The organism is Nocardiopsis sp. iso_186 (assembly GCF_056173365.1).
Genome location: NZ_CM149670.1, coordinates 3,854,768 through 3,867,438, shown reverse-complemented (window position 1 = coordinate 3,867,438; position 12,671 = coordinate 3,854,768). Strand labels below are relative to the sequence as shown.

15 protein-coding genes are annotated in these 12,671 nt (G+C 68.6%); 8 read left to right on the top strand and 7 right to left on the bottom strand.

From position 1 onward, the window contains the following. The 3 genes from AC0VYP_RS17010 to AC0VYP_RS17000 are packed head-to-tail and all read left to right on the top strand — an operon-like array spanning window position 1 to window position 1,547. A complete protein-coding gene (locus tag AC0VYP_RS17010; RefSeq protein WP_285757006.1) occupies window positions 1–273 on the top strand; it encodes a tautomerase family protein in 273 nt (90 codons plus the stop codon). A gap of 2 nt (window positions 274–275) precedes the next feature. Next, on the top strand, window positions 276–1,319 hold the full coding sequence (locus AC0VYP_RS17005; protein ID WP_475470662.1) for an LLM class flavin-dependent oxidoreductase: 1,044 nt from the start codon (window positions 276–278) through the stop codon (window positions 1,317–1,319). 21 nt (window positions 1,320–1,340) lie between these two features. After that, a complete protein-coding gene (locus tag AC0VYP_RS17000; RefSeq protein ID WP_475470660.1) occupies window positions 1,341–1,547 on the top strand; it encodes a hypothetical protein in 207 nt (68 codons plus the stop codon). Between the two features lie 380 nt (window positions 1,548–1,927). Here AC0VYP_RS17000 and AC0VYP_RS16995 read toward each other — a convergent pair whose 3' ends face one another. Further along, window positions 1,928–2,737 carry a GntR family transcriptional regulator gene (locus AC0VYP_RS16995; RefSeq protein ID WP_475470659.1) on the bottom strand — a complete coding sequence of 270 codons (810 nt, stop codon included), beginning with the start codon at window positions 2,735–2,737 and terminating at the stop codon, window positions 1,928–1,930. Window positions 2,738–2,805: 68 nt separating this feature from the next. Here AC0VYP_RS16995 and AC0VYP_RS16990 point away from each other — a divergent pair, with 68 nt between their 5' ends. Together AC0VYP_RS16990 and AC0VYP_RS16985 are read left to right on the top strand one after the other, a co-directional pair. Then, window positions 2,806–3,075 (top strand): hypothetical protein, encoded by a 270-nt coding sequence (locus AC0VYP_RS16990; RefSeq protein WP_475470657.1) that lies wholly within the window; start codon window positions 2,806–2,808, stop codon window positions 3,073–3,075. Next, complete coding sequence (locus AC0VYP_RS16985) at window positions 3,072–3,386, top strand: hypothetical protein (protein ID WP_475470655.1); 315 nt, start codon at window positions 3,072–3,074, stop codon at window positions 3,384–3,386. The genes AC0VYP_RS16990 and AC0VYP_RS16985 overlap by 4 nt, the downstream gene beginning before the upstream one ends. Window positions 3,387–3,464: 78 nt before the next feature. On the opposite strand, the gene AC0VYP_RS16980 is transcribed toward AC0VYP_RS16985, so the two are convergent. Then, a complete protein-coding gene (locus AC0VYP_RS16980; protein WP_285757000.1) occupies window positions 3,465–4,229 on the bottom strand; it encodes a GntR family transcriptional regulator in 765 nt (254 codons plus the stop codon). 403 nt (window positions 4,230–4,632) lie between these two features. Here AC0VYP_RS16980 and AC0VYP_RS16975 point away from each other — a divergent pair, with 403 nt between their 5' ends. Next, complete coding sequence (locus AC0VYP_RS16975) at window positions 4,633–4,947, top strand: hypothetical protein (protein ID WP_475470653.1); 315 nt, start codon at window positions 4,633–4,635, stop codon at window positions 4,945–4,947. Window positions 4,948–5,009: 62 nt separating this feature from the next. Here the strand turns inward: AC0VYP_RS16975 and AC0VYP_RS16970 are convergent, their stop codons facing one another. From AC0VYP_RS16970 to AC0VYP_RS16955, 4 genes are all read right to left on the bottom strand, one after another. Further along, window positions 5,010–5,732, bottom strand: a complete 723-nt coding sequence (locus tag AC0VYP_RS16970) for a gamma-glutamyl-gamma-aminobutyrate hydrolase family protein (protein ID WP_475470651.1) — start codon at window positions 5,730–5,732, stop codon at window positions 5,010–5,012. A gap of 37 nt (window positions 5,733–5,769) precedes the next feature. Further along, on the bottom strand, window positions 5,770–6,534 hold the full coding sequence (locus AC0VYP_RS16965) for a 3-oxoacyl-ACP reductase (protein WP_475470650.1): 765 nt from the start codon (window positions 6,532–6,534) through the stop codon (window positions 5,770–5,772). 124 nt (window positions 6,535–6,658) lie between these two features. Continuing rightward, complete coding sequence (locus AC0VYP_RS16960; protein WP_475470648.1) at window positions 6,659–8,056, bottom strand: aldehyde dehydrogenase family protein; 1,398 nt, start codon at window positions 8,054–8,056, stop codon at window positions 6,659–6,661. Between the two features lie 26 nt (window positions 8,057–8,082). Beyond that, entirely contained in the window at window positions 8,083–9,441 is a 1,359-nt protein-coding gene (locus AC0VYP_RS16955; protein WP_475470647.1) for a glutamine synthetase family protein, read from the bottom strand. Window positions 9,442–9,813: 372 nt separating this feature from the next. Here AC0VYP_RS16955 and eat point away from each other — a divergent pair, with 372 nt between their 5' ends. Together eat and AC0VYP_RS16945 are read left to right on the top strand one after the other, a co-directional pair. Then, window positions 9,814–11,274, top strand: a complete 1,461-nt coding sequence (eat, locus tag AC0VYP_RS16950; protein WP_475470645.1) for an ethanolamine permease — start codon at window positions 9,814–9,816, stop codon at window positions 11,272–11,274. Between the two features lie 99 nt (window positions 11,275–11,373). After that, window positions 11,374–12,147: a FadR/GntR family transcriptional regulator gene (locus tag AC0VYP_RS16945; protein ID WP_475470644.1), complete on the top strand. Its 774-nt coding sequence runs from the start codon at window positions 11,374–11,376 to the stop codon at window positions 12,145–12,147. Between the two features lie 137 nt (window positions 12,148–12,284). Here the strand turns inward: AC0VYP_RS16945 and AC0VYP_RS16940 are convergent, their stop codons facing one another. Next, complete coding sequence (locus AC0VYP_RS16940; RefSeq protein ID WP_475470643.1) at window positions 12,285–12,647, bottom strand: hypothetical protein; 363 nt, start codon at window positions 12,645–12,647, stop codon at window positions 12,285–12,287. Window positions 12,648–12,671 lie beyond the last annotated feature (24 nt).

Sequence of the window (12,671 nt, the reverse complement as noted above, 5' to 3'; positions counted from 1 at the left end):
ATGCCCCAGATCGACATCACCCTTTCCGAGGGCCGTTCCCCCGAGCAGATCCGCGACCTGATCCACGAGGTGCACGCCTCGGTGCTGCGCACCGTGAACACCAGACCGGAGTACATCCGGGTCGTCGTCCACGAGGTACCCAGGACGCACTGGGCGACCGGCGACGTGACCCTCGCGGAGATGGACACCGCGCACAGCACCGGGACAAAACCGCCCCCTCGGACCGACGACAACGGCGGCGGCCGGCCCGCCGACACCGAAGACCAGGAGTAGCAGTGAGATTTTCCCTGTTCGCGCACATGGAGCGATGGGACGAGAGCGAAGGTCCCCAGCAGCAGTTCGAGAACCTGACGGAGCTCACGCAGATCGCGGAGCAAGGCGGATTCTCCACAGTGTGGGTCGGCGAGCACCACTCCATGGAGTTCGTCAGCTCGCCCAGCCCGATCCCGCAGCTCGCCTACCTGGCGGCGCGCACCACCACCATCCGCCTCGGCGCGGGCACCATCATCGCTCCCTTCTGGAACCCGATCCGGGCCGCGGGCGAAGCCGCCCTGCTCGACGTGATCAGCGGCGGGCGAGCGGAGATCGGCATCGCGCGGGGGGCCCACCAGTTCGAGTTCGACCGCCTCGCCGGCGGACTGCCCGCGGCGGACGGGGGAACGCACCTGCGAGAACTGGTCCCGGCGGTCCGGGCCCTCTGGCAGGGCGACTACGCGCACGACGGTCAGATCTGGCAGTTCCCCACGTCCACCAGCGTGCCCAAGCCCCTACAGCAGCCGCACCCTCCGCTGTGGGTCGCCGCGCGCGACCCCGCCTCGCACGACTTCGCCGTCGCCAACGGGTGCAACGTGATGGTCACCCCGCTGATGAAGGGCATCGAGGAGGTCGAGAACCTGGTCAACAAGTTCGAGACCGCTGTCCGCAACCACCCGGAGGTGGCCAAGCCGGAGATCATGGTCCTGCGCCACACCCACGTGCACAGCCCCTCGGACCCGGACGGCTGGCGTCCGGCGGCCGAGGCGATCCAGCGCTACTACCGCACCTTCGACGCCTGGTTCGGGAACAAGCAGACCCCCGAGAACGGGTTCCTGGAGCCCAGCCCGGTCGCGAAGTTCGCCGAGCGCCCGGAATTCGAGCCCGAGTCCCTGCGCCGGACCGCGATGATCGGCACCCCGGAAGAGGTCGTCGAACGGCTGCGCCGGTACGAGGAACTGGGGATCGACGAGTACAGCTTCTGGATCGACAACAGCCTGCCCCACAAGGAGAAGCGCGTGTCCCTCGAACTGTTCATCAACGAGGTCATGCCCGCTTTCCGGTAGGCACCGGGCTCCACACGGCACATGCGCGCACGAGAGGGCGCTCTCCTCGACCCGGGAGGCCCCTCTCGTCGTGTGTCCTCCTCCCCGGCGGGGCGTCTCCGTGGCCACCGTCTCCACTCGCCCCGCACCGACGTCTGGCTGCGGGTCCTGGACCACGGCGACGCCGTGCCCCTGCCCGAAGGTGCCCGCGTCCTGATGAGCCGCACCGTCGTGTGCGGCGGCGACTGACCGTCTCTCCACTCAGCCGACCGTCGGACCGCGCCCGACGAACGGAAAAGATCACGATCGGTGGAGCGGAGGGCTAGCCGCGTTCTTTGACCGGCCGCCCGGCGTCTTCACACCGGAAGCGCCCACGACGGCCCGTTGGGGCCCCGACATCCGCTGTTCGCCCGGGGGCGCGGTCAGCCCGAAGGCGTCGATGCCGGAAGCCTCTTGAGTTTTTGAACACGACGTTTCCCTTGGCCTGCGCCGCCGCATCAGGTGGGCGGAGTCAGGGGCGTTTTCGCTGCTTGCCCAAGAGGGTGTCGTTCCTGGCAGTGGTGATGGACGCGCGCTGTTTCGTACCGGGAAAGGACGGCGCGCCGTTCCCGCGGTGTCCGGCGGGGCCGCTAGACCTCTGAATACCCCTCCGGCTCCTGCGCCACCTGCTCGATGTCGTACTCATCGATGATCAACACCCGATTCGCCGGCCACGAGGATTCCGAGATCTCCAGCAGGCTCCCGTCCTCGGCCCGCGCCACGTGGGTCACATGCATCACGTGGTTCGGGTGCGGGACAGACAGGATCTCCGACTCCTCCTCGGTTGCGGGGCGAGACAGCCAGTAGTCACGCGCGTGGGCGTACCGCTTGCCGCTCAGGTCCTCGACACACAGAAATAGTGCCTTCGGAACGACATCGGGCTCTTCGAGGAAGGTCCCGGCGGCTATGCCCATCGGGATGTAGCTGGCCCCGACCTCTTCGGCGCGGCCCGTCTCCTTGTCGTAGAGGTTCCGGCGTCGGATGACCACCTCCGCGCCCGGCGCGAGACCGGCATAGTCGGCTATGTGGTCCGGCAGAGGGCCTCTGCCGGCGAAGACGATCTCGTGGCGCAGGTGAGAGGTGAGGAGCTTGTTGTCTGAGCGAGCGCGTCCGTAGCGATGCCTGGACTTGCGGTGGAGTCGCGAACTGGCCAGGGCAAACGTCCCTCGACCGTGCCGGGACTCCAGCAGGCTTTCGGCTCGAAGAACGGAGACGGCCTGTCGGATCGTCGGGACACTGACCCGGAACTCCTGCGCCAGAGCCGTCTCGGCGGGGATGGCCTCATCCGGGGGATAAGTCCCATCATGAACGCGTTTGCGCAGCTCGTTGGCGATTCGATGGTACTTCGGAACTCCGGGGCTCATGACCGCTTCCTCTTCTTCGCCTCTGGTCAGCCTCAAGACCGGACCTCTTTAAGAGTACTCCTGTCCAGAAAAAACACGAGCAAGTCCTAAGGAGGAGTTGATGAATGGCGTGGATCGAGTATCCTCAACTCATCAATAGGAGTTCTCATAAAAATGACATGAGTGTTCTGGTGGATGTTGTGCTCTGTTCTGGGGACATGCCGCTTCCCGAGCAGTCGGGGCGGCTCGTACTCCTGCTCTGCGCTTTCCGGCTTGGCGATGAGGTTGCCGTAGTTGCGGTTCCGGAGTGCGCAAAAGCCCCGGCAGGTGTCGTAGCGCAGCCGGAGCACGGCCGGTATCGAAACCCCTTCACCGATCAAGGAGTTTTGGCATGACCATCACCCTCCCCGACGGGGTCGTCGTCTCGGTGAGCACCGTGCAGGTGGTCAAGGGCGGCGAGGTTGACGAGGACACCGGTATCTCGCTGGCCGGTAAGCGCTCGCCCCGCTACGCAGGGCTCAACCAGCACTGCGCCTGCTACTGCGCTCCGCTGCCCCACGACCTGTGGGAGGCCATCGAACGCCACGACCTCTACTCGCCCCGCACCGACGTCTGGCTGCGCGTGCTGGACCACGGCGACACCGCACCCCTACCTGAGGGCGCCCGCGTCCTGATGAGCCGCACCGTCGTGTGCGGCAGCGACTGACCACCCCGCCCCTTGGGGGCCGATGGGGTGGCTGGGTTCCTTTCAGTGCTGTGCGACGTTCCCTGCATCGAGGTGTGGTCAGGACGCGGGCCACTCGTAGTGAAGAACCCATTGGGTGGTGGGCATGACGTGCACGCAGATTTCCACGGCGCGTCCTTCTGCGGTCCAAGCGGTATGGAGCACGTCGTAGACGGGTTGGTCTTCGTCGAGCCGCAGGAAGTCCGCTTCTTCCGGAGTGGGCATCCGTGAACGGATCGTTTCGGTGAAGCGTTCCACGGTGTGTCCCGCTTCCGCGAGGCGCGAGTAGGTGCCGCCGCTTCCGGTGTCCTGTTCGGCGATGGCGGTGCCTTTGGCCAGTTCCCACGGAACGTATGAGGTCGCGATCTGTACGGGTACGTCGTCGGCGTGCATGTGGCGTTTGCGGATCGCGACCTTCGCCCCGGCTGTCAGGTCCAGGGCATCCGAGGCCACCTGAGGGGCGACCGTCTCTCCCCATTGGACGAGTTCGGTCCGGGACTCGTGTCCTCGCTGTGCCATCTCCGCGTCGAAGGCTCCCCGCGCGGTACCACTCTCCCGGACGGCTTCGGCATAGCGCGTCACGGCGTATCGACTGATCGGTGGGATCTCCCGCACGTAGGCTCCCTTGCCTTTGATCACCCGAACCAGCCCTTCCCTGCGGAGCAGGGCGATCGCCTTCCCGATGCTGGTCTGATTGATTCCGTACTTGCCGGCAAGGGTGGGTTGGCTGGGAAGAGCCGATCCGGGTGCATAGTCCCCACGCTGGATCGCTTCGCGGATGAGGTCCGCGACCTGCTGATAACGGGATCGAGGCGCATCGATCATGACTGACTCCCTTCTCCTAACTCCTGACTCCTAAGTTCGGCAGCAGTCTAACTCTCCCAAAGCGGCCCCTTCCGCGACTCGTTTTATCCTAGGCGTTGACACCTAACACCTAAGTATATATTTTCGAGAGTGTCCAGGAACAGTTCCGACGCCTCGGATCGGTTCCGTCCAGGCTCGCATGTTCTTTCCCCGCTGGGGTGGGATGCGCCCCGCTCCGCCGACCGGTTGACCTTTCCCAATGAGGTTCGTCTTCGTGTGGTGCTTCGTCGTGTGCTTGTGGCCGTGCGCCCTTTCCTCTTCCGGAAACGATGGCGTCCGGAGCATTCAGAAGCCCTGGCAAGCGTCGAACTCTCCCCGGGCACGGCCGGTATCGAAACCCCTTCACCGATCAAGGAGTTTTGGCATGACCATCACCCTCCCCGACGGGGTCGTCGTCTCGGTGAGCACCGTGCAGGTGGTCAAGGGCGGCGAGGTTGACGAGGACACCGGTATCTCGCTGGCCGGTAAGCGCTCGCCCCGCTACGCAGGGCTCAACCAGCACTGCGCCTGCTACTGCGCTCCGCTGCCCCACGACCTGTGGGAGGCCATCGAACGCCACGACCTCTACTCGCCCCGCACCGACGTCTGGCTGCGCGTGCTGGACCACGGCGACGCCGCGCCCCTGCCCGAGGGCGCCCGCGTCCTGATGAGCCGCACCGTCGTGTGCGGCAGCGACTGACCACCCGCCGACCGTCCGGCCGCACACCGCCAAACGTCGATCGAAGGGGGAGGCGGTCGGGGTCAGCGGTGATCGAGGGCAGAAACGCGAGCCCGTTCGGTGAACCAGGCGAGCAGGCGGGGGTCCGCCCCCATCTCCGGGTGCCATTGCACCCCCAGGACGTCGGGGCGGTCGGTGTACTCCACCGCTTCCACGGTGCCGTCGTCGCACCAGGCCGTGGCGATGACGTCTCGGCCCAACCGGTCCACCGCCTGGTGGTGGTAACTGGGCACGGACAGTGCGGTCTCGCCCAACGCCCGGGCGGTGAGCGAGTCCGGCGCGACCTTGACGTCGTGCGGCCCGAAGACCGCGACCTCGCTCCGGTGACCGGAGTGGCCGACCACGTCGGGCAGGTGCTGGTGCAGTGTGCCGCCACGGGCGACGTTCAGCAGTTGCATGCCCCGGCAGATCCCCAGCACCGGGATACCGCGCTCCAGCGCCGCTGCCAGCAGTTCGGACTCCGCGCCGTCGCGCTCCGGGCGCACCCCGGCGGTCTCGGCGTCTGGGGAGGCCCCGTAGCGGGCGGGGTCGATGTCGCCCCCGCCCGCCAGGATCAGCGCGTCCACCCGGTCCACGATCGCGGCGACGCCCGTGACCGAGGGAATCAACAGCGGAAGGGCACCGGCCGCGGCCACGGCATCGGCATAGGCCTGGGGCAGCAGGGTGGCGGGCATACTCCACGCCTCGCCCCACCGGGCGTGCTCGGAATAGGCGGACAGGCCGATGACGGGGCGGGCCGGGGACACGGTCTTCTCCAAAGGGTGATCGCGGACGGGAAACGGACTACAGCGGGGTCACGTAGGAGCCCGAGATGCCGCCGTCCACCAGGAAGTTGGACGCGGTGATGAAGGATGCGTCGTCGCTGGCCAGAAAGGCCACCGCCGCCGCGATCTCCTCGGGTTCAGCGAACCGTCCGAACGGCACGTGCACCAGCCGGCGCGCCGCCCGCTCGGGGTCGGCGGCGAACAGTTCCTTGAGCAGCGGCGTGTTGACCGGTCCCGGGGACAGGGCGTTGACCCGAATCCCCTCCCGGGCGAACTGCACCCCCAGCTCCCGGCTCAACGCCAGTACGCCGCCCTTGCTGGCGGTGTAGGAGATCTGCGACGTCGCCGCGCCCATCGTCGCCACGAAGGACGCCGTGTTGACGATCGCCCCCCGGCCCTGCTCGCGCATGTGCGGCAGCGCGTACTTGCAGCACAGGTAGACCGAGGTCAGGTTGACCTCCTGGACCCGGCGCCAGGCGTCGATCCCGGTGGTCAGGATCGAGTCGTCCTCGGGCGGGGAGATCCCGGCGTTGTTGAACGCCACGTCCACGCTGCCGTACGCCTCGACCGTCCGGGCGTAGACCGCTTCCACGGCCGCCTCGTCGGTGACGTCGGCGGCGATGAACGACCCGCCGGTCTCCTCGGCGATCCGCTCGCCCGCGGAGGTGTCCAGGTTGACCGCCACGATGGTGGCGCCCTCCGCGGCCAACCGCAGCGCGGTCGCTCGGCCGATGCCGCTGCCCGCGCCGGTGATGACGGCGACGCGTCCTTCGAACCGCTGCATCTCCCTGCTCTTTCTACCTAGGTCCTGCCTGGTGCCGCCCGCGACCCGGTCGCGCGGAACGCCTCCGGGACGCACCGCGGCCGGGAGCGGGACGGCCGATGGGTGTAACGGGGGACGGACGGATCTACTCGTCGGAGAGGAAAACCGTCTTGGTGTCGGTGAAAGCCGCCAGCGCGTCGGGTCCCAGCTCCCGGCCGATCCCCGACTGCTTGGCGCCGCCGAACGGCGTCCAGTACCGCACGGCGGAATGGGAGTTCACCGACAGGTTTCCGACGTTCACCGCGCGCGAGACGCGCAACGCCCGACCCACGTCGCGGGTCCAGACCGAGCCGGCCAGTCCGAACACGGTGTCGTTGGCGATGCGCACGGCGTCGGCCTCATCCTCGAAGGGCAGTACCGACAGCACCGGCCCGAAGATCTCCTCGGTGAACGCCGGGGAGGCCGGGTCCACCGGAGCCAGGACCGTGGGCGGATACCAGAACCCCGGTCCGCTGGGAGCCGTTCCGCGAAACGCCACCGGGGCGCCCTCGGGCACGTAGCCGGCGACCCGGTCGCGCTGGGCCGCCGAGATCAGCGGACCCATCTCGGTGGCCTCGTCCCACGGGTCGCCTACGACCACGCCCTTGACCGCCGGTTCCAGCAGTTCCATGAACTCGTCGAACACCGAGCGCTGCACCAACAGCCGCGACCGCGCACAACAGTCCTGGCCCGCGTTGTCGAACACGCTGGAGGGTGCGGCCGCCGCTGCCTTGGCCAGGTCGGCGTCGGCGAAGACGATGTTGGCGCTCTTGCCGCCCAGCTCCAGGGTCACCCGTTTGAGGTCGTCGGCGCAGGCAGCCATGATGCGCTTGCCCACGGCGGTGGAACCGGTGAACGCGATCTTGGCGACGCCGGGGTGGCGTACCAGCCGTTCCCCGGCGACCGGTCCCGCGCCGGGCAGGACCTGGAGCACGCCTTCGGGCAACCCCGCTTCAAGGGCCAGTTCACCGATCCGGATCGCGGTCAGCGGGGTCAGCTCGGCCGGCTTGACGACGACGGTGTTGCCGGCGGCCAGCGCGGGTGCGGCGCCCCAGGCCAGAATCGGCATGGGGAAGTTCCACGGCACGATCACCCCGACCACGCCCAGCGGCTCGGCGAAGGTCACACTCCAACCGCCCGGGACCGGGATCTGTCGGCCGGTCTCGCGTTCGGGGGCGGCCGCGAAGTATTCGAAGACGTCGCGCGCGTTGCCCGCCTCCCAGCGGGCCTGGCCGATCGGGTGCCCGGCGTTGCGGATCTCGATGGCGGCCAGCTCCTCGCGGTGGGCATCGATGCGTGCCGCCACCGCGCGCAGCAGCCGGGCCCGTTCGCCCGGGGGAGTGGCGCGCCAGCCCTCGAACGCGGCGCTCGCGCGGGCGACCGCCGCGTCGGTCGCCTCGACCGAGGCCAGCTCGACGCGGGCGATCACCTCCCCGTCCGCCGGATTGATCACCTTGTACGACGACCCCGTCATCGCTTCCCCCTCGCCGTGTGCGGTGGACATCTGATCGTTGGACAACCGTGAAGGCTCTAGAGCCGTTCGAAGCCCCGGTACATCTCCCAGTCGGTGACCGCGGACTCGAAGGCCGCCAGCTCCACGCGGGCGTGGTTGGCGTAGTGCTCCACCATCTCCTCGCCGAAGGCCGCGCGGGCCAGTGCGCTGCCCTCCCACAGCTCCAGCGCCTCGCGCATGGTCGTGGGGACCGTCTGCGCACCGGACGTGTAGGCGTTCCCGGCGCAGGCCTCGCCCAGTTCCAGACCGCGGTCGATGCCGTCGAGGCCCGCTGCGATGAGTGCGGCCACCGCCAGGTAGGGGTTGACGTCACCGCCGGGGACCCGGTTCTCCACCCGCAGGGAGTGACCGTGGCCCACCAGGCGCAGCGCGCAGGTGCGGTTGTCCACCCCCCAGGCGACCGCCGTGGGCGCGAAGCTGCCCGGAACGAACCGCTTGTAGGAGTTGATGTTGGGTGCGAGCAACAGGGTCAGTTCGCGTAGCGCCGCCACCTGCCCGGCGAGGAACTGCTCGCCGATGGCGGACATTCCCTGCCCCTCGGCCATCACCGGGCGCCCCTCGGCGTCGCGCAGCGAGATGTGCACGTGGCAGGAGTTGCCTTCGCGGGCGTTGGGCTTGGCCATGAAGGTCAGCGACATCCCCTCCTGCGCGGCGATCTCTTTGGAGCCGTTCTTGTACACGGTGTGGTTGTCGCAGGTGCGCACGGCCTCGTCGTAGCGGAAGGCGATCTCGTGCTGGCCGAGATTGCACTCGCCCTTGGCCGACTCCACGTAGAGCCCGGCGCCGGTCATCTCGTTGCGGATGCGGCGCAGCAGCGGCTCCACCCGGGCGCCGCCCAGGACGGAGTAGTTGACGTTGTACTGGTTGGCGGGGGTGAGATCGCGGTATCCCCTGTTCCACGCGTCCTCGTAGGAGTCGCGGTAGACCACGAACTCCAGTTCGGTGCCCACCTCGGCGTGCCAGCCGCGCTCGGCCAGCCGTTCGGTCTGGCGTTTGAGGATCTGGCGCGGCGAGGCCACGACCGCCGACCCGTCGTGCCAGGCGAGGTCGGCAGTCACCATGACCTGGCCGTCCTGCCACGGTGTGCGGCGCAGGGTGTCCATGTCCGGCACCATCGCGAAGTCGCCGTAACCGGTCTCCCAGGACGACATGGCATAGCCGTTGACGGTGTTCATCTCCACGTCCACCGCGAGCAGGTAGTTGCAGCCCTCGGTGCCGTTTTCCAGCACCTCCTCCAGGAAGAACCGGCCGGACAGGCGCTTGCCCTGCAGGCGGCCCTGCATGTCGGTGAAGGCCACCAGGACCGTGTTGACCGCGCCGGACCGCACGTCCTCGCGCAGTTCGTCCAGGGGCAGGCCGCCGTCGTTCGTTCGCACCTTCGGGCTCCTTCTCCACGCCTCGGCGTCCCACACGGTGCACGCGCTCCCGGCGTTCGCGTCTCCTGCGCGGCCGCCACCGCGGTTCTTTAAGGTTCAGGACCAGACCATTGAGCGAATAGAAGCAGGCCGCGGCGCCCGATGTCAATGACGGATCGGTCGGCAACCGGTCTTAACCAGGCCGAAACCCGATCAGATCCCGATCGTGTGAGGGTGGGGAAATCGGTCGCATGCTTGACACGCTTCGCGCGACCGCCGCATCATCATCGGCTATCGGCAATGGACCGACCTAATACCTTTCGGGGGTGGGGCCGAAGGGCGGGGGCGGGGCGGTCGGGGCCACCACGACGCACGAGTGAGGCGGACAGACAAGTGGCAGACGACGACAGTACGAGACACGTCCACATCCAGGGCGCGGACTACTCCACCGCCAGCGCGGACTACCTGCAAAAACGGCAGCTGAAGAAGGGCGCGGCCGGCTGGGTCCTCCTCGCCGGGCTCGGGGTCGCCTACGTCATCTCCGGCGATTTCGCCGGATGGAACTTCGGTCTTGCCGAGGGCGGGTGGGGCGGCCTGCTCATCGCCTTCGTCCTCATGGGCATGATGTACCTGTTCATGGTGTTCGGCCTGGCCGAACTCGCCTCCGCACTCCCCACCGCGGGTGCGGGATACGGGTTCGCCCGCCGCGCGCTGGGGCCGCTCGGGGGGTTTGCCACCGGGACCGCGATCCTCATCGAGTACGCCATCGCACCGGCGGCCATCGCCGTCTTCATCGGTGGTTACGTCGAGGCCCTGGGCCTGCTGGGCGGGACCCCCGCGTGGGTCGTCTACCTCGCCTGCTACCTGATCTTCGTGGGCATCCACCTGTGGGGCGTGGGGGAGGCGCTGCGGCTGATGTTCGTCATCACCGGAGTGGCGATGGTCGCCCTCGTCGCCTTCATCATCGGCATGGTCCCCAAGTTCGACCCCACCAACCTCTTCGACATCGCGCCCACCGACGCCCTGGGAGCCAGCGAGTTCCTGCCCTTCGGCTACGCGGGCGTCCTCGGCGCGTTCGTGTTCGGCATCTGGTTCTTCCTGGCCATCGAAGGGGTCCCCCTGGCAGCGGAGGAGGCGCGCGACCCCAAGCGCGACATGCCGCGCGGCATCATCGGTGGAATGACGGTGCTGATCATCACCGGTGCCTGCATGCTCGTGCTCGCCCCGGGCGGCGCGGGCGCGGCACTGATGTCGGAGTTGACCAACCCGCTGCCCGAGGCGCTGCGCCAGGCATACGGCGGCAACACCCTGCTGGCCGACTTCGTCAACTACGTGGGACTGGCCGGCCTCGTCGCGAGCTTCTTCTCCATCATCTTCGCCTACTCGCGCCAGCTCTTCGCGCTCAGCCGGGCCGGTTACCTGCCCCGCTGGCTGTCGGTCACCGGCAAGCGCAAGACCCCCTACCTGGCGCTCATCGTCCCCGGAACGATCGGCTTCCTGCTGGCCACCGCCGTGGGCAACGGCGACCAACTGATCAACATCGCGGTGTTCGGCGCGACGGTGTCCTACGTCCTGATGACGCTGTCGCACATCGTGCTGCGCCGCCGCGAACCCGACCTGGAGCGCCCCTACCGCACGCCCGGCGGAACGGTGACCACCGGAATCGCCTTCGTGCTCGCGCTGTGCGCGGTGGCGGCCACCTTCTTCGTGGACATGGTCGGTGCGGGGATCACCGCGGCGATCTTCGTGGTCTTCCTCGCCTACTTCTGGTTCTACTCGCGTCACCGACTGGTGGCCAACGCACCCGAGGAGGAGTTCGCGCTGCTGGAGAAGGCCGAGTCCGAGCTGAAGTAGGCCGCCGCGCCGGCGGCGCGGGCCCGGTCCTTCGCCGCCGGCTCCCGTCCTATGGTGGTAGTCGTCAACAGCAGAAAGTAGCCGTCGGGGACGCGCTGCGTGAGCGAGTGCGAGGTCGGTGTGGGCGAGTCGCGGTCCGAGCACGGGGCCGGGCCCGGCGAGCCGACGGCCGAGGCGGTTTTTCGCCCGGTACGCGCGGGCAACGCCTTCGAGGAGACCGTCGAGCGCATGCTCTCGGCGATCAAGCTGGGCGTGGTGCCGCGCGGCGAACGCTTCCCCGCTGAGCGCGAGCTGTCCGCCCGGCTGGGGGTCAGCCGCATCACGCTGCGCGAAGCGATCCGCGCTCTCCAAGAGGCCGGCTACGTGGAGTCCCGGCGCGGCCGTTTCGGTGGCACCTTCGTGACCTACGTGCCGCCCCGCCCGAGCCGGGCCGAGGCCCAGCGGCTCCTGCGCCAGATGGACTCCGGCCTCGACGACCTGTTCACCTTCCGCCTCGCCCTGGAAGTGGGCAGCGCAGTTCTCCTGGCGGCCCGAGGGCTCAGCGCGGAGCAGGAGCAGACCCTAATCGCGCGGATGTCCGAGGCAGAGGACGCGACCATCGAGGACTACCGCCGCCGCGACACCGCCTTCCACCTCACCCTCCCCGAGCTCACGGGTTCGGTGACGCTGACCTCTGCTCTGGCCGACGCCCGCATGCGCGTCAACGACCTGCTCAACGCCATGCCGATGCTGGCCAAGAACCTGGAGCACAGCCGCGCCCAGCACGCCGCGATCGTCGCCGCCATCCAGGCCCGCGACCCCGAGGCCGCTCGGGCCGCGGTCACCGAACACCTCGACGGCACCAGCGCACTGCTGCGCGCTTTCCTGGACTAGGCCGCCATCTCAACGACCGGTCGTCCGGGGCGCCCTCCTGCTGTCGCGCCCGTCCGGAGCCGGCGTCACGGCTGAGGTTCCCCGAGCAGAAACGTCGGGGACCAGTGGGCAACGGCCGCCTGATCCTTGGCGGCGGCTCACAAACCGAGTTCGCGCAGTTCCCGGACTTCGGAGACGGACCGCATGAGCCCGGAGACGGTGCGGCCGTCGGCGACTCCGTTCACCGGCAGCCCCTTGTCCGCCTGGAACGCCTCCAGTGCAACCGTCCGCTCGGCGGGCAGGGCCGAGGCGTCCAGGCGGCCCAGCTCGACGAGCAGGGAGCGGACCTCATCGGGGTCGGCTTCGGGCAGCACCAGCTCGGCCGCGAACAGCGCGCCCAGGACACCGCTCGTGACGGACCACAAGGTTCGCAGCCGGGTCGGCGCCCGCCGGTGTTCGAAGCGTGTGGCTCCGTGGAGCCCCCAGACGCCGGCATTTCCACTCAACTGTGCCGTGGCCATCGTGCTTCCCCCACTCTGGTGTGT